Source organism: Microvirga yunnanensis (assembly GCF_025460875.1).
Genome location: NZ_JAMXFI010000092.1, coordinates 1 through 24,084, shown reverse-complemented (window position 1 = coordinate 24,084; position 24,084 = coordinate 1). Strand labels below are relative to the sequence as shown.

The following is a 24,084-nucleotide window of genomic DNA, read 5'->3' as shown; positions in this document are numbered from 1 at the left end:
GGATGCGGGGGCGAGGGCGGCACCGCAATGGGGCGATGCTCCAAGCCGCCATTGAACCTGTTTGGTGTACTGGGCAGCGATCCAGCTCTTCATCTGCTCCCTGTGACAAGGCCCCAGCAGCAAAAGGTCGGCGTGACGATCAAGCTCAGGCCACTCTGTGTCGGAGCTCATCGAGCCGCTCGGTGACCAGATGGCCAAGCACCGCGATCATAACGATACCGCCTCCGATCAGGGCAAGTGGGCCAGGTACTTCGCCGACTGCCAGCCAGACCCCGATGGGCGCCAGGACCGTTTCCAGGACAGATACAAGGCCCGCTTCCGCTGCCGGAATCAACTGCACGCCGGCTGAAAACATGACCAGCCCGAGGCCCATCTGACAGATCCCAAAGACGGCAAGCAGCATGAGATCGTTCAGCGAAACCTCTGTGGGACTGGCAAGAGGCGCGGTGACGAGAGCGGTGATCAGGCATGCGGCGCACATCGCGTCCGTCATCGGCAAATCCGGATAGCGCCGGGCGACGACAATGGTGGCCGCCAAACAGACAGCGACGATCACGGACAGAAGATCACCGAGTAAGCGGCCGCTCACGGCTGAATCCGAGACCATGATGCCAACGCCGAGCAGCGCCAGCGAGATCGCCACCAGGGTGTGCATTGACACCCGCTCACGCATGAGGAGCCAGGCACCGAGAGCCGCGAAGAAGGGTGCCGTTGCCTGGATGAACAGGACGTTGGCGACGGTTGTTTCATACAGTGCGGTGATGAAGGAGATCATTGCTGCCGAAAATGCCACTGCAATGCCGAGGCTCGGACAACCGAAGCGTTTGACCACCGCCCGCCAATCGCCCCGCTCCTTAAATGCGATATAGCAGCACAGAAAAGCAGCGGCGAAGATGGAGCGCCAGAAGAGCGTGGTCCAGGCGTCCGTCGCAGTGAGCCGCGTCAGGATCCCGGCGATGCTCCAGGCAGCGGCCGCACCAGCCACCAGTGCAACTCCACGCCAGCGGCGGCTCACCGCACCGGGCTCAATGGCGAACTCTGGCATGACGATCGACCCGCAATGGCTGCCGCCTCCTGGGCAGGAGCAGTGGCCCGCGGGAGCTGCACGTCATCCTCGCTCCCGCAAAGCCAGAATGTCAATCGGTGCCGCCGTGCCGAGCCTCTGGGCGCGACCAGGATCAAAGTGCAACGTTGAGCGAACTCAATGAAAGTCCGTCAACGATGCCAATTCAGAAAACCTGATAAAGTCGGTCTAGTACCACGAAGAGACCTTCCGGCCTGGGATCAACCCTCGCGCTGAACCCTCAACAGCTCACAGATTGAAAGGGATTTCAGACCGGATGGTTCATGGGCCTGGACTGATCCGTGTCAGGGGCTTTGGAACACGGAACTGAGTTGCAGCCCATCATCGTCTGGGTGATGACCTCAAGCGGGTGTAAACTGCGTCCTGGGGCTGGCACCGGAGGAGACTCTCATGCGGACAGGCTCACGCACCACCCTGGTGGCGGCTCTCATGATCTTCTCTGGTTCCGTTCAGGCCGGAACCGAGGACGAGGTGAAGGCGCAGTTCAGCAAGTTCGTTGCAGCCCAAAACGCCCATGACTCGAAGGCTGTAGGCGACACGCTGCTCGACAGCCCCCAGTTTCTCTGGATCACACGGGGAGCGCCCATCTGGAGCCGTGAGGCGGCGCTCAGGCGGTTTGAGGCGCTGTACCAAGGCACATGGTCGCTCGATCCCAAGACGGACGAACTCAAGGTCATCGAGATCCAGCCAGGCGTGGCCCAGCTCTACGTCCCCGTCACCTTCATGATTGCTCCGGCCGGCCAGACCGCCCAGCCCAGCCGTTTCCTCATGAACCAGATCTTGGTCAGGACGTCCTAGGGCTGGAGAATATCGAGCATTTTGCCGATCCCGGTGCCAATGCCGTGATCTGGCTCGACGCCCGGGTACTGCGCGTAAACCCGAGAAGACGGTCTGCGGAACATCCTCGTCACACCGGCCAGCACTTGGGTAAGATAGACGCTCGAAGGGCCTGAGCCGATGGAGGCTGCGATGACGGAGACGAAGACGTCGTTTCGGGACTTCGAGCATCAGGGCTGGTCGGATCATGAGGTGGCCACCACCTATCATGGCCTCTTCTCACCGCTCACGGTGCAAGCCATCGGGGCACTTCTTGATGCCACCGGGGTCAGACCTGGGACGCGGGTCGCGGACGTCGCCACCGGGCCCGGCTATGTCGCAGCGGCGGCGGCCGAGCGCGGGGCCGAGGTCGTGGGCATTGACTTCTCCTCAACCCAGCTCGCCCTGGCGCGGCAGCTTTATCCCGATATCGAGTTCCGCCACGGCGATGCAGGTGCCCTCCCGCTGCCCGACGACAGCTTCGATGCCGTGATCAGCAACTTTGGCATCCCGCATTTTCCTGATCCGGACGCTTTTCTGCGCGAGGCATACCGCGTCCTCCGCCACACCGGCCGCGTGGCCTTCAGTACCTGGGCCTCCCCGCAGGAGTGCGTCGGCTTCGGGTGGATCTACAGCGCCGTGCAAGCCCACGGTCGGATGGACGTTCCCCTGCCGCCGGGCCCCAACTTCTTCCCCTTCGGCGATCCGGCCCAGTGCGAGCGCAGTCTCCAGGCGGCCGGCTTCGGGTCCGTGACCGTCACCAAGGTGCCGCAGGTCTGGCGGGTGGTGCCGCCGGACGCTCCCTTCGACATACTCCTCAAAGGCACCGTTCGGGCGGCGGACCTGCTCCGGGCGCAGACGCCAGAGGCACTGGCGGCCATCCGCGATGCGGTGCGCCAGGGCGTCGCCGCTCACGCGCGGGACGGTGCGTTCGAATGCTGGACCTAGGTCGGATCACCTACAGGATAGGGCCGTACGGGGGCATGGTCGCCGACATGTGAATGCCGGCTCCGCGGCGGCTCGCTGATTTGAGATAAATCAAGGCGGAGCGGCAGGCGGGCCGGGTAGGATGTCGCATTGTATGTCTCGCCATCCGGCATGGCGGTAGACCCTTGGCACAGGAGCCGCTCAGGCCTTTTCCGTCCTTGCACTGGATCACGAGATTGCAAGGAGAACGCCCATGATGGAGCCGCGCAATCAGGTTGTTCAGGTCGGGCGCTTCGGCGGTCCCGACGGATTGGAGGTGGTCGACGCCCCCCTGCCGACGGCCGGTCCGGGCGAGGTGCGGGTGCGCGTGCTCGCCTCGGGCCTCGAATACACCGACGTCACGATCCGGCGCCACCTCTACGCACAAACGATGCGTCTGCAGCCGCCGTTCGTGCTGGGCTATGACATGGTTGGGGACATCGATCGGCTCGGCGACGGCGTGACCGGCTTCCAGCTTGGCGAGCGCGTGGCCGACATGACGGTCGTCGGCTCGAATGCCGCCTATCGCACGCTCCGGGCCAAAGACCTGACCCGGGTGCCGCCGGGCATCGATCCGGCGGAGGCGGCCACGCTGATCCTGAGTTGGACCACCGCCTACCAGCTCCTGCATCGCACAGCCCGGGTGCAGCGCGGTCAGCGCGTGCTCGTGCAGGGAGCTGCCGGCGCCGTCGGCCAGGCGCTGCTGACGCTCGGCCGGATGGCGGGGCTGGAGCTGTGGGGCACTGCACGGGGCGAGCACGCCGGGATTGTCCGCGACCTCGGTGCTACGCCGATCGACTATCAGCGCGAAGACTTCACGCGCGTCCTGCCGGGCGGGTTCGATGTCGTCTTCGACGGTGTCGGTGAGGACGATTATCGCCGCTCGTTCGCGGCGCTCAGGCCCAGCGGTCTGCTCTGCGCCTACGGCTACTCGGCGAACGTGCAGGCGGAGCGTCGCCTCCTAAGCCTCCTGATGTGGCTCGTACGCGTGTACGTCTGGCGGCAGGTGCTGAGCTTGTTGCCCCGCGGCAAGCGCCTGCGCCTATACTCGATCAACCTGATGCGGGCCCGCCATTCGGCTTGGTTCCGGGAAGACCTGGAGCGGCTCTTCAACATGTTGGCGACAGGCGCGATCCGGCCGCGTGTTGCCGAGCGGATCTCGTTCGAGGAGGTCGCCGAGGCGCACCGCCGTCTCGAAGCGGGCGGCCTCGACGGCAAGCTCGTCCTGTGCCCGGATCTCGGGCCGCAACGTGACCGAGCACCGGCCCGAACGTCGCACGGATGACCTCTGATGATCGCGGCTGCGGTCCATAGCTCGCTACCGAGCCGAAGCAGAACGAATTGCAGGTCATTGTGGAGAGCACGCGGGAGGTAATTGTGGTCGCGCCCTTACAGGACAGCCAACACGACGGGCACGTCGAAAGGGAGAACGCTAGCGGATAACCAGACCGTGTGCAACGTCTACGCCATCGTCGGGACAAGTCTTTAGGTCAGGCTGTGAGATTTCCGCCCTTTCGGAATGTCTGGTTAGGCGACAATTGCTGCCTTGCGGCTTAGGTCTCAAGTGTGCCAGCAGAAGACATTCCGCCTTCACACGGGATTCCAATTTGTGGAAGGCTGTAGCTGAAATGAGGCCGCGGCGGCCATTATACGGGCCAAGCGGCGGGGTTACCCTGTGCCCGTGAGGGTGAACAATCGGCCAAAGAAAAGGCCGCTGTCACCAGCGGCCCGGAGTTTGGTCCAGTTCACACCGTGATGAACCGTCCTCCAAGGAACAGATCTTATTGCAGGATTGCCTTGACCTTTTCAGCAACACCGGCGCCGATGGCCTTGTGAGCCTCAGGGCTGAGGTGAACACCATCAATCCCGTCAGTCGTTGTCAGTTGACCGACATCAAGGAACTCGGCCCCTGCCGCTTTGGCAATCGCCTCATAATAACCAGGAAGAGCTTTCGTCTTCTCGACGCCGCCAGCGAACCTCTCGGCGCGCCCTTCAGGGAACAGCTTCCCCAGTGGGGGTGGAGCAAGCACCAGAACCTTGGGAGCGGAATACGATGTTCCCACGCCGCCCTTGGTCTGTGCCACAATGTCGATCAGTTTACCCATGCCAAGTGCGATCCGGAATGGCGAACGGTCGAACATCTTCTTCACGTCATTGGTGCCAAGCATGATCACAACGACATCAAGCGGCTGGTGCGTGGCAAGGGCAGAGGACAAGTAGGCGGATCCATCGAGACCGGCGCCCGAGATATGAGGTAGCGTCGGATCGGGGATGTCGGTTGTGCGAGCGCTCAGCCCCTCATCAATCACCTCATACCCTGATCCAAGTGCTGCCTGGAGAACGCCGGGCCAACGCACGTCTTTGGGATAGCGAGTAGTAGAGCCGCTTTCGACCGGGATATAGCCCCAAGTATTGGAGTCGCCATAGACCATGATGCGCTTGGCGGCCCCGTCGGCGGCATGCGCAATGCTTCCGGTAAGAAGCGCGACTGCCGTGAGTGCGCCGACGAGACTGCGTCGGGTGAGAGACATGTGGGTTTCCTCCTTTGATTGCCGACCCTGGATTCGATCTGGCAATCAACAGAGGAGCCTACCGAAGCAGCCACTGAACAGAGATCACGCCTCATGGCTGAGTTGCGACTACTACAATCATACTTTCGGCCGATACACTCAGGACGACCGTCACGTGATTCCTGCTACCCACTCTGTTCCTGCAAACACCCGGACAAATACCCCTGACAAGACACTCTGTTGCCGAAGGCTCGGGAGCACTTAAGGAGGCTCACTGTCCGTTTGTTATGGAATTCAGCACCAATGGCATTACACCCTCGGTCCAGGCATATGCTCCAACACGGGATGGTTTGGAACGGGTCAGAGAGTAACGAACAGCAAATGAAATGGAGGTCCGTTCACCACCTCATGAGAGGACCAAAGCGTTTCTTCCGGCTCGTGCCATCTTGAGATGTTCAGCACACCGGATCCCTCTTTTGTGGCGGTCAGCCGGCCTACAGAGTGGGTGGATCTCCGATCTTTTGTCGCCTTACTATGATCGTCCATCCTGCGGGTGCACTCCAAAGGATCAGGAGAACATAGAGGAAACAATGGAACGCCAGATTTCAGCTACCAAAGCCTATGAGGAATCCGAGGACATTGGCCGCAATCCCTCAGAGAATGCTACTCTGGGGGACGTAATCGGCGCCCGGTTCAGCCGGCGTGATCTGCTCAAGGGTGCCCTGGCGGCGACCGCCATTTCGGCGACCGTCAGCCCCCTGGCCTTGGCCGTCGCCGAAAAGGCGCAGGCCCAGGGCGCAACCCCCACCTTCAGCTTCAAGGAGGTCACAGCCGGTATCGACGAGAGGCACCACATCGCGGAGGGCTATGACGCTGACATTCTCATCCGTTGGGGTGATCCGATCTTCGCCGATGGGACAGAGTTCGATCCGCAGGCTCAGACGGCCGAGAAGCAGCGCCGGCAGTTCGGCTATAACAACGATTTCCTCGGCTACTTCCCCATCGACGGCTCCAACCACGGGCTCCTGGTCGCCAATCACGAGTACACCAGTGAGGAGCTGATGTTCCCCGGCCTTGGCATGCAGGACACCAAGGAAGCCGACTTCAAGGGCATGACGAAGGAACTCGTTGACATCGAGATGGCCGCCCATGGCGGCTCGGTGATCGAGGTCCAGCGCCAGAACGACAAGTGGAGCTTCGTTCCGAACTCCAAATATGCCAGGCGCATTACCGCCGACACGCCGATGGAGATCACCGGCCCCGCTGCCGGGCACGACCGGCTGAAGACGCAGGCGGACCCTGCCGGAAAGCAGGTGCTGGGCATGCTCAACAACTGTGCTGGCGGCGTGACGCCGTGGGGCACCTGGGTCACCTGCGAGGAGAACATCAACGGCTACTTCTGGGGCAAGCTCGCCGACGATCATCCGGAAGCACGCAATCACAAGCGCTATGGCGTGCCCGGCAACCGCTATGCCTGGGGCAAGTGGCATGAGCGCTTCGACTTCGCCAAGGAGCCGAACGAGGCCAATCGCTTCGGCTGGATCGTCGAGATCGATCCGTTCGATCCCAACTCGACCCCGAAGAAGCGCACGGCCATGGGCCGGTTCAAGCACGAGGGTGCTGCCGGCATCACCAACAAGGACGGGCGGTATGTCGTCTACTCCGGCGACGATGAGCGCTTCGAGTACATCTATAAGTTCGTTACCCGCGACACGGTGAATCCCAACGACCGGCAGGCGAACATGGACCTGCTCGCCGAGGGCACGCTCTACGTTGGCAAGTACAACGAGGACGGCACGGGCGAGTGGTTGCCGCTGGTTCACGGCCAGGGACCGCTGACCGAGGCAAACGGGTTCCGGTCGCAGGCCGATGTGGTGATCGAAGCCCGGCGGGCAGCCGACCTGTTAGGGGCGACCAAGATGGATCGGCCTGAGGATGTGGAAGCCAATCCGAAGACCAACAAGGTCTATGCGATGCTGACCAACAACGACCGGCGTAAGACCGATCAGGTCAACGCGGCCAACCCACGTCCGGAGAACAAGTTCGGCCACATCGTCGAGATGACCCCTGACGATCTGGATCATGCCGGGACGAAGTTCCGGTGGGAGATCCTGGTGCGCTGCGGCGATCCGTCGGTGGCGGCGGTGGGCGCCACCTTCTCGTCGGCCACCACGAAGGATGGCTGGTTCGGCATGCCGGACAACTGTGCGGTCGACAACATGGGCCGGCTCTGGATCACTACCGACGGCAACTCGGGCGTGACCACCGGACGCTCTGATGGCGTTTGGGCGATGGAAACCGAGGGCGAGTTGCGTGGCACGTCCCGGCACTTCTTCCGCTGCCCGACCGGGGCGGAGATGTGTGGTCCGATCTTCACTCCGGACGACGAGACGATGTTCGTGGCCGTGCAGCATCCGGGCGAGGATGGCCAGGACTGGCCGGCATTTGGCCGGGCGTCGACCTTTGATGATCCGTCGACCCGCTGGCCGGATTTCAAGGCCGGCATGCCGCCGCGGCCCGCCATCGTGGCGATCACCAGGCAGGGTGGCGGCAAGATCGGCGTGTAAAGCCGGGAGCCCAACAGCCTGCTCATTGCCTGCAATCAGTTCTGGGACGCCCGCAAAACCAGCGAGCGTCCCAGCGCTTTCACATCATGTGCTCTCGATTCCCGCAGGAGCCCGTCCGCTGCGCTCCCGCTGTTTGCGAAGGTCCGGAGCGGGTCGATGCTGTTGAAAAACTCCCGGGGCCTTCCTCGTCCATCTATTACTAGCATCAGCGTGCCAGATCAGGCCCAGCATCCTGTATGCTGACCACGCGAAAAACGGCAGTTGCCGAGTTTTTCAACAGCATCGGTCAATCTGAGCCGTTGAGCGTGGCCTTGTGAAGGTCAGCTTACCATATGAGCAACGGAAGTTCAGCTTTCGTCTGCCTCATGCCAGAAGACGACGATCTGGCGCTTGCCGTCTCCGGTCGTCTTGTAGGTGCCGGTGAAGCCGCTCAGGATCGTGAAAGATCGGGAGAGGTGGTCACCCTCGCGCACGATGTCCTGATCCTCCTTGAGGACAGCCACCTCCATGGGCAGGTCAAGCAGCGCCTACCGCTCGTCGTCCTTGGGCGAAAAGATGCTCTCCAGCCTGCGGATGAGCGGATGGTGGTCGGTTGCTAAATGGGCGGGCATCATCGCCATCTCTCCTGTGCCTGCGGGAGCAGGACCGAGGCTCACACCTGCGCCGTGGCCATAGGTGATGGCCAAGCCATCCTTTCAGGCAGGTGAATGGCTGTCGTTGACCTATGTTATCCCTTTGCGACGTATGCTCGGGGGTGAGCAAGCTGCTCGACCCTCCGGTAGACCCGCAGCACAGGAGGCGTTGGGGCTCGAAGTGACGGGGCAGCTGCCATGCGAATGGAGAATGACACTCTGTTCAAGCGCGCCGAGGCTGTCCTGGCGGAAACCGCCCGGCTTCGAAAAGCCCACGTGCAGTTCCGGCAACAGGTGCGGCGTCAAATCGATGAGATGGAGCGGATCGGGCAGGAGCTCGATCCGCTGCTGCCGCATCCAGCCGGAGAGATAGCCGAGGTCAGGAGGCTCCTGGCCCAGGATGCGGCTGAGGCGCAGGGGCGAGAGCCCGCTCATGTCGGGCGATCGTGTCCAGGATGAGTTGGCGGTGTTCCTGCCAGGCCACCATGGTCTCGTCGAGCAGGCGCAGCAGATCCCGGGCCAGAGCGGTGTCGTGGCCGTCCCGGGTCATTCTCTGGATCAGGGCGAGTTGCTCGGCGATGCGCTGCTCGCCTGCCGCAAGATGCCGATCTGCGGTGACGAGGTCTTCGCGTTCTCGTTGGAGGTCGTTCATGGCGACCCTCCTCGACCATGCAGGCGGGAGCGCATGTCTTTCAGCCACCGGCGCCTACGGGTTCGGATCGGCTGTGATGGCGGCACTATGCGCCCTGGTGGCTCAGAAGTCCAAGCGGGGCCGCGCAATTTAGCATAAGCGCCGGTCTGGAATGCACCTGCTGCTACCGAAATTTAACCTTGTCCGTTTCAGGATGCCGGCACCGGGCGCGTCGCGTATCAGCCCGATCAAGGCGGGGCCCCTACCCTCGCCAGCGCCCTGGCTGAGGTCCACGACTCCCTCGGCTGGGGCCTCAGGCGCTCTCAGCCGGAGGTCCGCAAGAACCCCTCGGTGAGGGCGTTTCTCCTGCATCGGCCCAACCACAGCATGTCAAACCTACCGCGAACAAAGGCTTGCGCACAGCGAAGGCTGGGTCACTTCGCGGATCTGTCTCGGGTTAACGTTTCTTAATCTGGCAAAGCGAAGCAAGGGAAGAACAAACGGTTAGTGGCAGCTCCGGGCCCCCACACGTCTCCGAGGGAACACAAAGGTTAGACGGCGAAGTAACAAGATGTTCATCTTAACCTTGACAAAGCCTCGCCTTTCAATCTTGTTCTGTTAGTCTTCTCCCAGGCTCTTATCTGAATTATAACGAGCTCTGGGGCACCTTCAGATCTATGCCAAGTCTGCCGTCCTTTTCTTTCAAGGGATCCCTGGTATCCGCGCCGGAGGAGGCATACTGGATATGGCGCAACATTGTCTCGCCCCTGTTTGACGTAGAGGTCGCAGATACCCGAGCCGTCGCATCGTTCCAGGTCAAAATCGACAGTTACCACTTTGGTCCGTTGCTTCTCGGAAGCGTGGCAGCGAGTGGACAAGAGTTCCGCCGCTCACCGGTGACGATTGCGCGCAGCGGTGTCGATCATTACCTCGTGCAGCTTTATCCTGTCGGCGGCTACGCGGGAGATGCAGAGGGCCGAACGGTCCATGTCCGTCCTGGCGACCTCAGCATCCTTGATCTGTCCCGGACGCTGCATACCCGGGCGGAGACCTTTCAGAACCTCAGTCTCGTGGTTCCGCGATCGGTATTGGAGCCTCTGGTGAGGAATCCTGATGGACTCCATGGCCTTGTGCTCTCAGGTCAGTCCTCTCTCGGCCACCTGCTCGCCACCTATCTGAGCACCGTCTATCAGACGGCAGGCTCTCTCAGTTCAGAAGATGGGGCTCGTATCTCTAACGCGACCGCTAGCCTTGTCGCTGCCTGTTTCGGCCCTGCGGCCGACGCTCATGAGACAACAACGATCGCCAAACGCGCTGCACTGATCCTGACGATCAAGCGCTATATCGACAACAATCTGGCAGATCCATTGCTGACGGTGGACGGCATCGGCCGCGAGTTCCGACTGTCAAGGGCCACGCTCGGCCGAATGTTCGAGCCATTGGGTGGATTAGCGGCGTTCATCCGGGCACGACGGATGCTCCGCTGCTTCAGCGAGATCACGTCATCAGCCCATGCTCATCGCTCCATTGCGGATATCGCCTACTCGTGGGGCTTCAACAATGAAACCGCCTTCAGCCGGACGTTCCGCGGAATGTTCGATATGTCGCCCCGGGAAGCCCGAGCCGAGGGCGCCCTGGCTCATCGGACAATCAAACATCTTCAGCCTGGCTCGAATGGATCTGGCCAGCCAATCTTGGCCGAGTGGATCCAATATCTTCAGGTCTGATGGGCTCTACCTCCTTTGATCCCGCGCGTGAGATAAACGGCGCAAAGCTTGAGGCAAACTGCAAAGTATTTCCCCGCCCGATCCGCTAAACAGGCTACAGGGTTAATCCGTTGCAGGGGGCAGCCGCGATGACCGCAAAGATCATTCGGCGCCGGAGGGAACCATCCGGCAGCATCATCGAAGCCGTGTACAGTCCATCTCGGTTCTTCCATCCGAAGGCAGCGAACGAGGACCGACGCCCTGCCTCCTCAGGCATGTCGCTGAGGGAAACTGAGATCATAACGCATCTAGCGACCGGCCAAAACGCGTCTGCCGTTGCGGATCTGTTGAAGATCGACGAGGCTGCCGTCAAGGAGCACATCAAGTCCATTCTGGGCAAGTTGAAGACGAGAACAGCCCGGTCGTCATCAGGTCGGCCCGTAAGCAAGTAAGTTGATCGAGACGCAACTGAGGTACACCGCAGGACGACACTTCAATGATTTCGCTTTGCGGCCACTTGACCAACGATCAAACATTATGAATGTGTGCAATGGGTCAAAAGAGTAACGAACAACAATTGAAATGAAGGTCCGCTCACCGCGTCATGAGCCGACGAAGGCCCTTGTCCGGGATAGCCATGGCGGCCTTCGCTATGCCGTAATCGGCCAATGCCGGCCAGGACTGGCGAGGCGGTAAAGCCCCTTGCCGGCGCGCTTAGCCTCGTAGCTTGCTGCGTCCGCAGCGCGCAGGAGAGCCTCCCCGTCCCCGCACTCGGGCGCCATCGCAATGCCGACGGAGACGTTGATGGCGATGGTCCGTCCTTCGATACCATAGGGACGACTGATCTCGGCAATGAGACACTCGGCCAACCTCACGGCAGCATCCGGCTCCGCGACGGGCCGTTGCAGAACCGCGAACTCGTCACCGCCGAGCCTGGCCACCACATTGCCCTCGCGAAGCGCGTGCCGCATCCGATCGGCGAACTGTCGAAGGAGATCGTCACCCGTGGCATGGCCATGGGCATCGTTCACGTGCTTGAACCCGTCGAGATCCAGGGCGAGAACCGCGTATTTCTGCCCGTCGCGCTCGAACTTCTCGGAAGCCTCCATCAGGCACTTGCGGAAAACGGCCCGGTTCGGCAGTCCCGTGAGGTCATCATGCGCGGCGCGGTGGGCGAGACTGCGCTGGGCGCGATGCAGGGCCACGAGGTTCCGGGCGCCGTGCCGGCAGGCCTCGATGTGGCTGTACCCGTACAGCAGGAGCAAACCCCCGACGATTCTATAGCTTGCGTCGGCGTGCAGCAGGCAGCCGCCGGCGAAGGCGGCCAGGACGACGCTGCCGGTGCTGATCGGGATCCAGGCCCGCCAGGCAACCCGCGTCGACGACTGCCCGGCGCAGGTCGCCATCGTGAGGCCGAGGCAAAGCAACTGGACACCGGCATCGGTTCCCGACAGGGCCCGGAGGGACATGCCCGCAATGACGGCGGCCATCAGGAGCGAGCCTGCTCCGTAGGCGAACTCCCATCCCCTCGCGGCTGCGGGCGAGAGATCCTTGTCGGCTCCGGTCCGATAGAAGGCCGCGAGCAGTCCCAGCCGGACCGCCGCCATGCCGATCGCCAGCCAAGCCAGCAGCCAGTCCCACTCGGATCCGGTGCGCCAGGCCATGAGCCAGGCGCCGACGACGACGCCCGTGGTCACCGAGGCGACCTGTGGCAGGGCCGTATAGAGCAGCCGGACGAGGTCGGCGGGGATGGGATTGGAGCGGAAGGGGCTGGGGATGGAGCTTCGGCCAGGCATGCATCGCGTCTACACGGGATGAGGAAATTCTGCCTTAGAACGAAAGTGCAATGAAGGGAAAGGGAGAATCCAAGGTCTCCCCGGGATCAAACGGAACGGGCCCGGTCGCAAGGCGACGGGCCCGTGGTGACCCGCAGGTCACACGTCACTGACGGTGTTCCGGAATGATCCGGTCAGACGGTTCACGTTGTGAAGCCGGGATTTGTGCCTCTGAACGGGAAGACCTGAGAGGCGGTCGCAGCCCAGGCGGAATGTCGATTTCGGCCTCTCTTTCAGCCCGATCCGCGGCAGGTGCGCGGTTCAGGCGGGTATGTGACCAGGGCGGCTTGAGGAACCCACGGTAAAAGCGACCCTGTTCCACCTATCAGCATGGACCTGTCATCATGGCTCTGCCTCAACGCATGTGAAGAAGCCGGCAAGAAAATCGAAGCCGAGAACTCTCGCCCCGTCCTAGGGAACGGCGAACCATGGTCCATTTTGACCGTTGGTCGGCGAGAAACGCCAGCGGAGACATGAGACATGAATGAGTTCCGCCCCGACAAGGCGGCCGAGTATCGCCAGCAGGCGGAGACGATCCGCACCCTTGCCGAGCAGGTCTCGCTCCTCGAAGCCAAGTTTCACCTGTTCGAGGCGGCCCAGCACTTGGACGAGTTGGCGACACACGAGGATCGCCGATAAGCGGTGCAGCCCCCTGGGCGTGCAACATGCGCTGCGGATTTCTGATATGCCTCGTTGAAGCAAGCCATACAGCCATCGGGGGATGGCCGTTAACGCTGCTCGGCACCAAGCACAAAATTAGGCCCTGTGATGGTCGAGCCCAGGCGCTCGGGCTATCGATGCAGCCCATCGCTCCCGCACAGGCACGGCCTCAGGTTGCCCCTCGAGGCCTTCGCTGCATTCGGACCGTGAATTTCTGCGAAGACCGTGGATGAAACGCTCACGGCGGACGTCTTAGAGCAACACTTGCATCACGATCGCATAGCTCACGCCGGTCTGTGTCAGACCGAGCGCCAGGATGGCCACAGCTTGGTTCTCGAACCGGTCGAGCTCCGTCTGACTGTCTTTGATCCCGACATGACGTTGCGGGAAGAAACACGCATTCAGCCACCCGCAGGTGAGATCCATAGGCGGCAGACAAAGGCCGCAGTCACGCTGGAGACCCAACCGACGATGTCGATGGAGCCGCTCAGGGAGGGCTGGTCCTCAATCAGCATAGCGCCGCGGGACGGCGTGCCTGTGATCCTCTGGATGATCGAGGACGAGGCCCCACCTGCGATCCCACAGTCTGTCGGGTATTGGATGCTCAATCCCAAGACCGGCATCGGGTATTGGCGTCTCTTCGGAGATCCGCCGCGCTTCTGCTCTGATCGGCAGATCCGGGCGTGGAAACAGCTTCTTCGCGATTGAGATTAGAATCTACCAGTCCCTTGTCAGGTTCGTCGTGCATCGGGCCGGGGATCGTCCCGTGCCGGAGAAACGCCACGGCAGTGAAGAGCGCTCTCCAGCGCCGACGGGCAGCCAGAAGCTGTGATCCTTCTGCAACCATGGATCCGCGAATGCCCAAGGAATGGCTAAGTCTGGTTGACGAAAGTCCTGTCAAAGGTAGGTTGTCGGCCTCCTTTGCCGATAACCGCCATGAGAAACTTCCCCTCCATTGTCGCGCGGCATGCGCTCCCCGCCTTTGGCTTTCTTGTCCTGACGGCCGAAACGCAGGCTCAGAGCCTGAACGGCATCCGCATTGGGGAGGAAATCACCACAGCATCGCGGATCGCGGGCAAGCCAGCCTCCAGAGTTGCCGCAGGGCCCCACGAGGAGGTCAGGTGGAGACTGTCTGACGGGAACAAGCTCGCGCTCGCGACGGATCCAGCGAATGGCCGGATCGCCTATGCCGAAAAGACCTGGGGCGGTCGGCCTGATGGCAAGCCCGCTGACTTTCCTGGCTTCCGCTATGGCGAGACCACCCTCGCGGACATCCGGATGCATGCGCAGAACAATGGCTTCGCCTTCGTCGAACGGCTCATGGACGAGAAGCCGGATGGTCTGCGCCTGTTCAACGCCTACGAGGTAGAGGGCTCTCCCGGCCTCGTCGTGACCTTCGTCACCCGGATGTCCACGAGGGACACGCAACGGCTCAAGGGCAAGCAGGACAGCGTCGACATCAACCGGGCGGCCAAACTGGACGGCATCATCCTCGGGGATGCTGGCTACCTCGAATCCATCTGGGGGCAAGCCAAGCTCAAGGGCAAGAACTACAAGCCCATTCGTTGGGCCTCCGTCCGCTAGGTAGCACTCGAGGCCCGGCCAAGGCGATGACAGCCTTCAGATCGCTCAGGCCCGCCAAGCCGTGTTCCCATCAGGTGTGCTTTTCCAAACGCGCGGGCACGATCTTCTGCGCTCCCAGGATCATCGGATGGTCATGGGTGAAACTCGTTGCGGCGCCATCGACTGCGGCGGACGTCAACAGCGACGGCAGTTCCGTCAGCCACGTGGACGGGCCGTCCCGCGGCGCGATGGCGACGAGCCGTTCTCCCATGGCTGGGGAAGAGACCGCCTTTGCGTCAGCGGATGATGGTGTGCAGGCACCTGGTCCGGAACACGCCGGTCGTGGCGCCGGCGCGGGCGCAATCACACGCTCGAGGCCGGCATAGGCCAGAGCCTCTGGACGGCTGACCTCACCCAAGGAGACGCCGCGGCGCCACAGGGCCGTGAAGGACGGATGCTGCCCGCCATCGGCATAGGTGGTCCGGATGGCCGCCCTGCCCTCCTCCAGCAACACCGTCACATGGTCGTCTTCCATGGCCCGGTAGGCCAATACCTCTGCTTCCGTGTCCAGGCTTTTGGTCGGCCGGAAGGTGTATCGCCCCGCCGTGACACCCACGGCGAGTTCTTCCCGAGTGGCCTCGAAGCGGTCGGAGCCCTCCTTGAGCTGGCGCCAGAACGTGATGTTCGGATCCAGGCGATGCTGAACGAGGTTCTCCGCCGTCATGCGAAACGGATAGGCTTGCAACTGGACAGCCTTCTGGCCACCTCTGAACGCCTCCCGCATAAGGGCGTATATCTCCGCCATTCCCGCGTCCGTCATGGCATAGCAGCCGGCGGACGAGCAGGTTCCGTGAACCATCAGGGCGGATCCAGTGGCCCCATGCGCCCGATCGTAGGCATTGGGAAATCCGGTGTCGAAGGACAGGTAGTGCTTGGACTTCGGGTTCATCTGGGCTGCGGTGACGGCATAGAAGCCTTCCGGAGTCTGCCGGTCGCCCTCTTTCTGCTTGAGACCGAGTTGGCCTGACCAGCGGCAGATGGGAAATGTCTTGAGGCGAATATAGCGCCCGCTTGTGCTGCGCTTCCAGACTTCGAGCTCCGCCTCCTTCTTGTAGATGCGGATCAGCATCGGTTCCGCGGGAGCGGTGTTGTTCCCTTTCATCAGGGCCATCGTTGCCGGCGGGATGGGAGTTTCGTGCTTCGGATATCCGGGCGCAGCCTCCGCGACCTGCCCGCTCAGGGCAGCAGCTATGAGAGCCAAAACAGGCAGATGTGACCATCTGAGCATGGAGATCACAGGCGGCTTTCGGTTATTGGGTGGAACGGGCACTTATGGCGTATGTAACGGGACGAGACTGCCATTTGCAGGGAATTGCGGCAACAAGTGGCTTGCCGGCAGCTCAGGATAGTCGGTTGATCGACTGAGCGGACGGGGCGACGGTTCAACCCAATCTTTGGCTAACACAGGCTACAAAGAACTCGACGCTTTGCTGGCCCGCCTGGGGCGTGATGTGATGCTCGGGCTGTCGTTCTTCACTTATCTCGGGGTCGGCTCGGACTGAACGGGCTCAGCCGCGAATTCCGCCCCTCGTCATCCTCGTGGCCCTAGTAACCTGAGGCTTGCCTCCAACTGACCCGCTTACCCAGAAAGCTACGCTTCGTTCCGAGATCTAAACCGTTGATATAATAAGGAGAGGTGACAGCAAAGGAAGCTAAACTGGAATTGACTACTGCCTTTCCTTAGGATGCGACCTGTTGAGTGGGACGACATCGTCAGCGGCTTCGTTTGGGATCTGATCACAGAGGCTTGTATCGACCTTTCGTCATCGACTGATCCGCTAAAGCCCTTGTTTTGAAAGCATTTTCTCCCGCCCAGGGGAAGCCTTCCCCTCCCCCGCTGATTAACAAAATATCTTGGAAATCGTCTTCAAACGATCCTTTTCTCGTGATCGCAAAATATGTACAAAGAGCCGAAATCTCATCAGAAATTGACACATGACTCCCTCCCCCACTCGGCAACGCTTGATCGGTTACGCCCGCGTCTCAACCGAGGAGCAGGCAACGGACGCTCAGCTCGACGAGCTCAAGGCTGCCGGCTGCGCGGTCATCCATCAGGAGCACGGGTCCGGCGCCTCCCGAACTCGGCCGGTTCTCTCGCGGCTCATCCGCGAGATTTCGAAAGATGAGGTCCTCGTGGTAGTTCGGCTCGATCGTTTGGCCCGGTCGGTCAGCCATCTGCTCGAAGTGATCGAGACGCTTGAGGAGAAAGGTGCCCACTTCAAATCCCTCAGGGATCCAATCGACACGTCGACCCCGCAAGGCATGTTCTCTCTGCAGGTCCTGGGCGCCGTCGCTCAGCTGGAGCGATCGCTCATCTCGGAGCGCACGAAGGCCGGCATGAAGGCGGCAGTGGCTAAGGGGAAGAGGCCGGGGAACCCAGGGTTGCGTGAGGGACGGCCGGAGGCAATCCGCAAGACCACCCTCGCCCGCGACCGCGTCTATCTGGGCGACCTTTTGACGGCAGCCGGTTCCTTGCTTCCCGTTGTCCGCCAGATGCGGCCAGACCACAGCTGGCGAGATGTCGTGCAGGTGCTGAATGCACGAGGCCAGCGGTGGACGGATCAAAGCCTCCGAAGGGCAGTCAAGCGATTGGTCACCGAGCGGATGGCTGAGCCGGAATTGTTACAGAAAGCCGGAAGGCGGCCGCCGGACGACCGAATCATGACTCTCATTGCTGGCATCGCGATCTCTAACCCGAACCTCACCCTGCGTGAGATCGGCGCTCAGCTCGAAGGAATGCGGGAGCGGACGCCACGCGGCGGGAGAGAATGGAAGGCCAGCTCGGTCAAATTCCAACTCGACCGGGCCCGCAAAATGGGCCTCGCGGTCCCTGAAATCCAGTGATCGCGATGCTGTCACCAGATTTTGTGTTCGAAGTGCGACACTTGGATAGCTTGTGCCACCCTTGGTAGATCATGATGACCTGCCAGCAGGTCGTGGACAGGTCGCCGGTAGGTTAACTTGAGCTCCGAGCCTCGAATTCCATAGCCGCGACGGCGCTTCCGCCGGAGCCATCTCATTAGAGCTTCGAGCGCCCTGCCCTGCCCCTCGTGGACTTCCACAGTTTGGCGGCGATGCTTCCCAACATCGCCCTACACGGTGACCCATGCCGCTTAAGGAGGCTACCTGCTCCCATTCACTCACCATGTCTCGCCCGGGTCCTCAAACTCCATCAGCTCGCCGCCAATCCGAACGAGGGCATCATCAAGAGGCGACCTGCCTCTACCGGCGCCTTTTGGCCGGAGCCCCCTCCCCTGCCCTCGGACGAGCCGGCGCTTCACGAGCCGCGTAGCCTCTACCGCGAGATAGGCCAGTTCCTGATCCGGCATGCCATCCAAGAGTTCGTCAATCTCGGGCCTGGTTGCCTTCGCGCCGAGCGTGCCCAACGACACTCGCTCCGGCGCAGGGGTCTCCTCACGCACTGGCCTCGCCGGGGAGGTCCGGTGGACCGGTTTGGCAGGTGGCGGAGGTGCTCCGAACAGGTCCCCTTGTCGCTCATCGCGAACCGGGTTTCGCGCCATTCCGCCTCCAGTCCGTTTCCCTCTCGTTAACCATAGTGGCCGCCTCGCCTTCGTCCTTCAACCAAAACGGTGACGGTCCTGATGGTTGCGCGAGAGAATGGCCCCTCCCCTTACAGAGGGCTGCTCTGTTCAACGGAAGGTGCCGGACGGTCAGCCTCATGATGATCCGACCAGTCATCCGCCAAGGCATCGGACGTCGTCCCGGTCCCATGAGCAGGCAGTCGCATAAGGAGGCTGCACAGGCGCGCCAGTGTCGAGCGCAGATCATGGCGGTGGACTACCATGTCGACCATGCCGTGTTCCTTCAGGAACTCGGCCCTCTGGAATCCGTCAGGCAAGTGCTCGCGGATCGTCTGCTCGATCACCCGAGGACCGGCGAAACCGATCAGGGCTCCTGGCTCGGCCATATGGACATCGCCCAGCATCGCATAAGACGCCGTCACACCGCCCGTGGTTGGGTTGGTGAGAACGACGATATAGGGTAGCTTTCCCTCGCGCAGCCGCTGGATCAGAACCGTGGTGCGCGCCATCTGCATGAGGGACAGCATGCCCTCCTGCATCCGGGCTCCACCCGAGGCGGTGAACACCACATAGGGAGTGCCTCGCTCTATCGCCGTTTCCGCACACCGGATGAACACCTCCCCGGCAGCCACCCCGAGCGAGCCGCCGATGAAGTCAGGGTCATGGGCTGCCACTGTCATCGGCAGGCCTTCGACGGTTCCTGTGCCGACTTTGATCGCGTCGGCTAACCCGGTTTTCGTCCGGGCCTCCTTCAGGCGGTCGGTGTAGCGCTTGGTGTCCCGGAACTTCAGCGGATCGGATTCTCCCTCCGGGACTGGCACATCCGTCCACTGGCCCCCATCGAAGGTCAGCGCTAGGCGCTGGATCGCCGACAGGCGCATATGGTGGCCAGAGCCTGGGATCACCCACTGGTTGGCCTCAACGTCCTTTTGGAACACCACCTGCCCGGAATCTGGGCACCTGATCCAAAGGCTGTCAGTGTCAGGCGCATCCCGCTTGAACAGGGTTTTGATCTTTGGCGCGACATCGGTAATCCAGCTCATGCGGCGTTCCTTCCGTATCTGCCGGCGCGGCACAGACCATGGGAATGCAGCAGGAGTGCGACGCCGAACTGGTCGACCCCTCTCTGAGTGCTCAGTCACAGTTCACTAGCCAGAGGGGTTCTGCCATAGCCCGGCTAGGGCAGATCCAAAGACGGCACTGCAAAATGAGGGACAAAGAGCGTTGGCGGGCCCGCGATACAGCTCAATCGGGCAAGAGAACTCGACGCCTAAGCGGCCGTTCTTCCGATTGCGGCGGCTGATCATAATGCTGCGGTGCTGACCGACGCCGATGTTGCCACCCTGAAGCATCTTGCCGGTACCAGGATGGGCGTCAACACGCTGCGCGCCCTCGCCTCTGATCTCGCCAATCTCGAGGCTTTGTGCCGCGCCGCAACCGGAGGCCCACTCCTATGGCCGGCTGATCCCGAGCTCGTCCCGAAGTTCGTTGCCACCATATGTGGGCCCTGGGTCAGAGCGCCATCGATGCGGCTCATGGCATGCTTGACGACTTTACCGAAGGCCACTGGGATTGGAAGATCCTCAAGGTCAAAGGGCCCCATGCTCCCAAGACGGTCTCCCGGCGGCTCTTCAACTGGTCGACCCAGCACCAGTGGAAAGGCGTTGAACCGCCGTTCGAGCAGCCTGGCATCAGGAAGGCTCTCTACTCGGCTATGAAGACCTCAGCTTGAGATCCTCAGAGCAAGAGCCGTAAGCCCGTCACCCGCGATATCCTCGACCAACCCTTGGCCACCTGTAGCGGTTCCAAAGCTGTTGACCTCCGCGATCAGGCCATCCTCCTGATTGAGGCCAGCGGGCGGCGGCGCAGTGAGGTAGCGACCGTGAGGCACTCCCAGGTCGGCGTGGCCGATCCCATAAAGCTGCGGCCGGCGGACCCCGCATCGCCAACGGCGCGCTGTGTTCGCATTGCTCTCGGCCGGCCGAAAACCACTACGGCAGGGCAGGGTGCCTTCGTGTTCGCTGCGGGCCGTGCGGCTATTGCCCTTCACGAATGGATGCAGGCCGCCAACATCACCTCCGGGCCGATCTTCAGGGAGGTTCGCAAGGACGGCTCCATCGGAGCCAACTCACGGACTCCGCAGTCGGTCAACCTCATTCTCAGGAAGCGCTGCCGGATGGCGGGGGTGGAGCTGGCGGATTTCAGCGCCCACGGACTGCGGTCCGGCTTCATGACTCGAGCCGGACGCGACGGGATCCCGCTGGTCGACGCGATGCGTCAATCAGCACATAGATCGGTCCAACAGGCCTCCGGATACGACAAGCAGGAGCACACTCAGAGCAGGGAAGTCCGAATAGACATCTAGGCACGATTCTGCTTGCTCTCGGCCACTGTGATGAGGGAACTAAGACCTTGCTGCTCCTGCGCTCTCCAGCCCCGAGTTGAACATGTTCAACTGGGTTCAAGATGAAGTCGCAGGACCAGCCTTAGTCCTAGTGTGACGAGGGCAGCCTGAGCACGTAGCTTCCCTGCAACCAAGCTGGTTCCGAGTTGAACATGTTCAACCTCCGCTGAGATGCCACTCGCTTTGGCAGATCAACTTCTGGGGTGGACATGCTCAACCACAGCCTGACGATCAAAGTTGATAGGTGAGGGGAGTTCATAAACCAAGAAAGACAGTTGGACTAAGGTCACGCAATTCCAACCCTGATCACCCTGCGCATCATGTAACTTTATTTCGCTATCGTGAGTTGAACATGTTCAACTTCCATCGCCTGAACGGTCCCTGCATAGGCCGCTTACAGCCCGGATGCATGCGACGAGAACTCGAACTTCGTTCGATTTCCCGAGCCAAATCGCTCGATCTATTAACTCGCGATTAACGAATTTACGGCTGTATGAGCATCAGCGCTAATTCTCGGGTTTGAGCCCGATCAGCGTTAACATCTTCGGAAAGGCTCAGCCGATGCAAGCCCAGCACGCACAGTCCCCAAGCGAGGCGAATGACTTGCGCCTACTGATCGAACGGGATGCACAGGAAATCTCCGCCAAATTGAAAGCTCACCAAGAGCGCATCTTTCCCCCGACAGCACAAAAACGTCTGCGTCGTTTTACGTCAGCTGAAGCCGCCAAGTTTATCGGTATCCACGAAGGATACATTCGCCAACTCGCTACTACAGGCAAAGCCCCACTTCCGGAGCCAGCGCCAAATGGGAGACGGACCTTCTCCGTAGAGGAGATGAATGCACTGCGCGGCTTCCTTGACGAGGGCACGAAGGGCTCTCGGACCTACATCCCGCGACGAAAGGACGGTGAGAAGCTCCAGATCATTTCCGTAATGAATTTCAAAGGTGGAAGCGCGAAGACCACTACAGCTACCCACTTAGCCCAGTACCTCGCCCTTAGAGGGTACAGGGTCCTTGCAGTGGATCTCGATGGTCAGGCGAGCATGTCGGCAATGCTGGGGCACCAGCCTGAATTCGATGTTGGTGAAAACGAGACGATCTACGGTGCAATCCGCTACGATGACCAACGAGTGGACATTACCGAAGTCATCCGCGCCTCGTACTTGCCTGGACTTCACATCATTCCGGGCCAACTTGAGGTGACCGAATTTGAGCATGACACGCCAAAAGTCCTTGCTGATAAAACTCAGGCAGGATCGCTCTTCTTCTCTCGCATTGGCCAAGCATTGGCGCCTATCGCTGATGAGTACGACGTCGTGATCTTTGACTGCCCGCCTCAGCTGGGATTTCTCACACTTTCAGCTCTCTGCGCAGCGACTTCCGTTCTCATCACTGTCCATCCTCAAATGATGGACGTCATGTCCATGTCGCAGTTCCTTCGAATGACTGCCGATCTCCTTGGTGTCGTATCAGACGCCGGCGGCTCAACAAACTATGACTGGATGGGCTACTTGGTCACGCGCTTTGAACCCGGTGATGGCCCCCAAAATCAGATGGTTGGGTTCATGCGATCGATGTTCGGAACGCGGGTGCTCAACAATCCAATGCTCAAGAGCACTGCCATCTCCGACGCGGGTCTTACTAAGCAGACCCTTTATGAAATTGAACGCTCGCAATTTACCAAAGGTACATACGACAGGGCTCTCGAGTCCCTGACGGCAGTGAACAGCGAGATCGAAGATCTGATCCGCAAGGCATGGGGGAGGGTGTGATGTCGCGTAAGAACCTGTTCGGAGATCTTGCAGTACCGATCCCGCAGGCTGGGGGCGAACCTCCGGCCGCGATGGCGCCTGAGAGACCCTTCGCTGGGAAAGAACGTAAGCCGCCGCGGATGGCTAGCGCACTCGGTGCAATCACCGAGTCGCTAGGAGCCATCACTGAAAAGGCCCAAAAAGCTGAGGAGATGGAAAGGCGCCTCGCAGAGGGATTGACAATCGTCGAGCTCGAACCTGCCGACGTTGATGTATCCTTCGTCCGCGACAGGATGATTTATACCGAAGAGGATCATGCAAAGCTCGTTGAGGCTATAAAAAGCAACGGGCAACAGGTTCCTATCCTTGTGCGCCCACATCCGAAAGAGCAGGGACGTTATCAGGTCGCATACGGTCACCGACGCCTCCGGGCTGTCACTGAACTTGGCATCAAAGTTCGCGCCGTAATCAGACCTTTGACCGACGAGCAGTTAGTGGTTGCTCAGGGGCAGGAGAACAATGAACGCACAAACCTGACGTTCATTGAGAAGGCTCGCTTTGCCCTTCGACTTGAAGACGCAGGCTTCTCCCGAGAAGTTATTCAACAGGCGCTGTGCGTCGACAAGACCTATCTTTCCAGGCTGATCAACTCTATCAAGAATGTCCCAACGGATATCATTGACGCAATTGGATATGCACCTTCGATAGGCCAACGGCGTTGGCAAGAGTTCAGTGAAAAACTGACTGCCCAAAAGGTGGCCGGACTTCGGCAGGTTCTCCAATCTCCAGAAGCCCAAAATGCGATCAGCGACAAGAGATTTGAAATTGCCCTGAAGGTTCTTCTGACTGAACGCCCAGTTTCGCCTCAGACAGAACAATGGGTTTCAGCAGATGGAATCCGTCTGGCCAAATACAGCCAGGCGGACAAGAAGTTTTCGCTCGTCATCGATGAGAAGGCAGTTCCTCAATTCGGACAGTTTCTGATTGGGAGGATGCAAAGCCTCTACGAGGAGTTCGTCGGAAGCCAGTCTAAATGAACTTCCATCTCTAACTCTTCCGAGGATGTCCTCGTAGCTGTCCCGGCAATCCACTCCCAACCGGGACAACTAACAGGCGGTTGTGCGCCATGTAGACAATAAAGTCAGCGGAAGAGGGGAGGGGAGAGCGTAGGTTAGAGCGTTGCCTATCTCTGATGTTGGTCTTGTACAGAGACGGACGTCGTACTCAATTGATCGTTTGAGGGCGTCTTTCACGCGGACGCGTTAACCAGAAGAGCAGCGAGAGCTTTCACGGCGCCTCCTGAAATGGCTTAGAATAAGCGCTCCCGAGCCCGTCCGCGCCCTCGCGGGTCAAAAA

General features: G+C 60.8%; 24 protein-coding genes. 14 read left to right on the top strand and 10 right to left on the bottom strand.

Annotation, left to right across the window (positions count from 1 at the left end; genetic code table 11):
* Positions 1-145 precede the first annotated feature (145 nt).
* On the bottom strand, positions 146-1,045 hold the full coding sequence (locus tag NF876_RS31290; RefSeq protein ID WP_210808474.1) for a DMT family transporter: 900 nt from the start codon (positions 1,043-1,045) through the stop codon (positions 146-148).
* A 429-nt stretch (positions 1,046-1,474) separates the two neighbouring features.
* Between NF876_RS31290 and NF876_RS31285 the strand changes: the two genes are divergently transcribed.
* From NF876_RS31285 to NF876_RS31275, 3 genes are all read left to right on the top strand, one after another.
* Complete coding sequence (locus NF876_RS31285) at positions 1,475-1,882, top strand: nuclear transport factor 2 family protein (protein ID WP_210808472.1); 408 nt, start codon at positions 1,475-1,477, stop codon at positions 1,880-1,882.
* 171 nt (positions 1,883-2,053) lie between these two features.
* The gene (locus NF876_RS31280) at positions 2,054-2,848 is read left to right on the top strand and encodes a class I SAM-dependent methyltransferase (RefSeq protein WP_210808470.1); all 795 of its coding nucleotides are present in this window, start codon (positions 2,054-2,056) and stop codon (positions 2,846-2,848) included.
* Positions 2,849-3,080: 232 nt separating this feature from the next.
* Positions 3,081-4,151 (top strand): medium chain dehydrogenase/reductase family protein, encoded by a 1,071-nt coding sequence (locus tag NF876_RS31275; protein WP_210808468.1) that lies wholly within the window; start codon positions 3,081-3,083, stop codon positions 4,149-4,151.
* A gap of 496 nt (positions 4,152-4,647) precedes the next feature.
* On the opposite strand, the gene NF876_RS31270 is transcribed toward NF876_RS31275, so the two are convergent.
* Positions 4,648-5,397 carry an SGNH/GDSL hydrolase family protein gene (locus tag NF876_RS31270; protein ID WP_210808466.1) on the bottom strand — a complete coding sequence of 250 codons (750 nt, stop codon included), beginning with the start codon at positions 5,395-5,397 and terminating at the stop codon, positions 4,648-4,650.
* 569 nt (positions 5,398-5,966) lie between these two features.
* On the opposite strand from NF876_RS31270, the gene NF876_RS31265 reads away from it, so the two are divergent.
* The gene (locus NF876_RS31265; protein ID WP_210808464.1) at positions 5,967-7,943 is read left to right on the top strand and encodes a PhoX family protein; all 1,977 of its coding nucleotides are present in this window, start codon (positions 5,967-5,969) and stop codon (positions 7,941-7,943) included.
* 347 nt (positions 7,944-8,290) lie between these two features.
* Here the strand turns inward: NF876_RS31265 and NF876_RS31260 are convergent, their stop codons facing one another.
* The 3 genes from NF876_RS31260 to NF876_RS31250 all read right to left on the bottom strand — a co-directional run bounded on the left by NF876_RS31260 (position 8,291) and on the right by NF876_RS31250 (position 9,227).
* Positions 8,291-8,452, bottom strand: coding sequence for a cyclic nucleotide-binding domain-containing protein (locus NF876_RS31260; RefSeq protein ID WP_210808462.1), 162 nt, complete (start codon positions 8,450-8,452; stop codon positions 8,291-8,293).
* A gap of 18 nt (positions 8,453-8,470) precedes the next feature.
* The gene (locus NF876_RS31255) at positions 8,471-8,629 is read right to left on the bottom strand and encodes a hypothetical protein (protein ID WP_210808460.1); all 159 of its coding nucleotides are present in this window, start codon (positions 8,627-8,629) and stop codon (positions 8,471-8,473) included.
* Positions 8,630-8,954: 325 nt separating this feature from the next.
* Positions 8,955-9,227, bottom strand: coding sequence for a hypothetical protein (locus tag NF876_RS31250; protein ID WP_210808458.1), 273 nt, complete (start codon positions 9,225-9,227; stop codon positions 8,955-8,957).
* 656 nt (positions 9,228-9,883) lie between these two features.
* On the opposite strand from NF876_RS31250, the gene NF876_RS31245 reads away from it, so the two are divergent.
* Entirely contained in the window at positions 9,884-10,933 is a 1,050-nt protein-coding gene (locus NF876_RS31245) for a helix-turn-helix domain-containing protein (protein WP_210808456.1), read from the top strand.
* A 128-nt stretch (positions 10,934-11,061) separates the two neighbouring features.
* Positions 11,062-11,364 (top strand): LuxR C-terminal-related transcriptional regulator, encoded by a 303-nt coding sequence (locus NF876_RS31240; protein ID WP_210808454.1) that lies wholly within the window; start codon positions 11,062-11,064, stop codon positions 11,362-11,364.
* A gap of 198 nt (positions 11,365-11,562) precedes the next feature.
* On the opposite strand, the gene NF876_RS31235 is transcribed toward NF876_RS31240, so the two are convergent.
* Entirely contained in the window at positions 11,563-12,708 is a 1,146-nt protein-coding gene (locus NF876_RS31235) for a GGDEF domain-containing protein (RefSeq protein WP_210808452.1), read from the bottom strand.
* Between the two features lie 519 nt (positions 12,709-13,227).
* On the opposite strand from NF876_RS31235, the gene NF876_RS31230 reads away from it, so the two are divergent.
* From NF876_RS31230 to NF876_RS31220, 3 genes are all read left to right on the top strand, one after another.
* The gene (locus NF876_RS31230; protein WP_210808450.1) at positions 13,228-13,386 is read left to right on the top strand and encodes a hypothetical protein; all 159 of its coding nucleotides are present in this window, start codon (positions 13,228-13,230) and stop codon (positions 13,384-13,386) included.
* 246 nt (positions 13,387-13,632) lie between these two features.
* Positions 13,633-14,115, top strand: coding sequence for a hypothetical protein (locus tag NF876_RS31225; protein WP_262272107.1), 483 nt, complete (start codon positions 13,633-13,635; stop codon positions 14,113-14,115).
* Positions 14,116-14,343: 228 nt separating this feature from the next.
* Positions 14,344-14,991: a hypothetical protein gene (locus NF876_RS31220; RefSeq protein ID WP_210808446.1), complete on the top strand. Its 648-nt coding sequence runs from the start codon at positions 14,344-14,346 to the stop codon at positions 14,989-14,991.
* A 70-nt stretch (positions 14,992-15,061) separates the two neighbouring features.
* Here NF876_RS31220 and NF876_RS31215 read toward each other — a convergent pair whose 3' ends face one another.
* Both NF876_RS31215 and NF876_RS31210 read right to left on the bottom strand, forming a co-directional pair.
* Positions 15,062-16,258, bottom strand: a complete 1,197-nt coding sequence (locus tag NF876_RS31215; RefSeq protein ID WP_247654405.1) for a L,D-transpeptidase family protein — start codon at positions 16,256-16,258, stop codon at positions 15,062-15,064.
* A gap of 509 nt (positions 16,259-16,767) precedes the next feature.
* The gene (locus NF876_RS31210) at positions 16,768-16,965 is read right to left on the bottom strand and encodes a hypothetical protein (protein WP_262265625.1); all 198 of its coding nucleotides are present in this window, start codon (positions 16,963-16,965) and stop codon (positions 16,768-16,770) included.
* On the opposite strand from NF876_RS31210, the gene NF876_RS31205 reads away from it, so the two are divergent.
* A complete protein-coding gene (locus tag NF876_RS31205) occupies positions 16,966-17,874 on the top strand; it encodes a recombinase family protein (protein ID WP_210808434.1) in 909 nt (302 codons plus the stop codon).
* 296 nt (positions 17,875-18,170) lie between these two features.
* Here NF876_RS31205 and NF876_RS31200 read toward each other — a convergent pair whose 3' ends face one another.
* Both NF876_RS31200 and accD read right to left on the bottom strand, forming a co-directional pair.
* Positions 18,171-18,416 carry a hypothetical protein gene (locus NF876_RS31200; RefSeq protein ID WP_210808436.1) on the bottom strand — a complete coding sequence of 82 codons (246 nt, stop codon included), beginning with the start codon at positions 18,414-18,416 and terminating at the stop codon, positions 18,171-18,173.
* 245 nt (positions 18,417-18,661) lie between these two features.
* Complete coding sequence (accD, locus tag NF876_RS31195) at positions 18,662-19,615, bottom strand: acetyl-CoA carboxylase, carboxyltransferase subunit beta (RefSeq protein WP_210808438.1); 954 nt, start codon at positions 19,613-19,615, stop codon at positions 18,662-18,664.
* 497 nt (positions 19,616-20,112) lie between these two features.
* On the opposite strand from accD, the gene NF876_RS43610 reads away from it, so the two are divergent.
* The 4 genes from NF876_RS43610 (at position 20,113) to repB (ending at position 23,765) form a co-directional block, all read left to right on the top strand.
* Positions 20,113-20,304, top strand: a complete 192-nt coding sequence (locus NF876_RS43610) for a hypothetical protein (protein ID WP_371823174.1) — start codon at positions 20,113-20,115, stop codon at positions 20,302-20,304.
* A 150-nt stretch (positions 20,305-20,454) separates the two neighbouring features.
* Positions 20,455-20,937, top strand: coding sequence for a tyrosine-type recombinase/integrase (locus NF876_RS43605; RefSeq protein WP_373696747.1), 483 nt, complete (start codon positions 20,455-20,457; stop codon positions 20,935-20,937).
* 600 nt (positions 20,938-21,537) lie between these two features.
* Positions 21,538-22,749: a plasmid partitioning protein RepA gene (repA, locus tag NF876_RS31185; RefSeq protein ID WP_210808440.1), complete on the top strand. Its 1,212-nt coding sequence runs from the start codon at positions 21,538-21,540 to the stop codon at positions 22,747-22,749.
* Entirely contained in the window at positions 22,749-23,765 is a 1,017-nt protein-coding gene (gene repB / locus NF876_RS31180) for a plasmid partitioning protein RepB (protein ID WP_247654404.1), read from the top strand. Before repA ends, repB begins: the two co-directional genes overlap by 1 nt.
* Positions 23,766-24,084 lie beyond the last annotated feature (319 nt).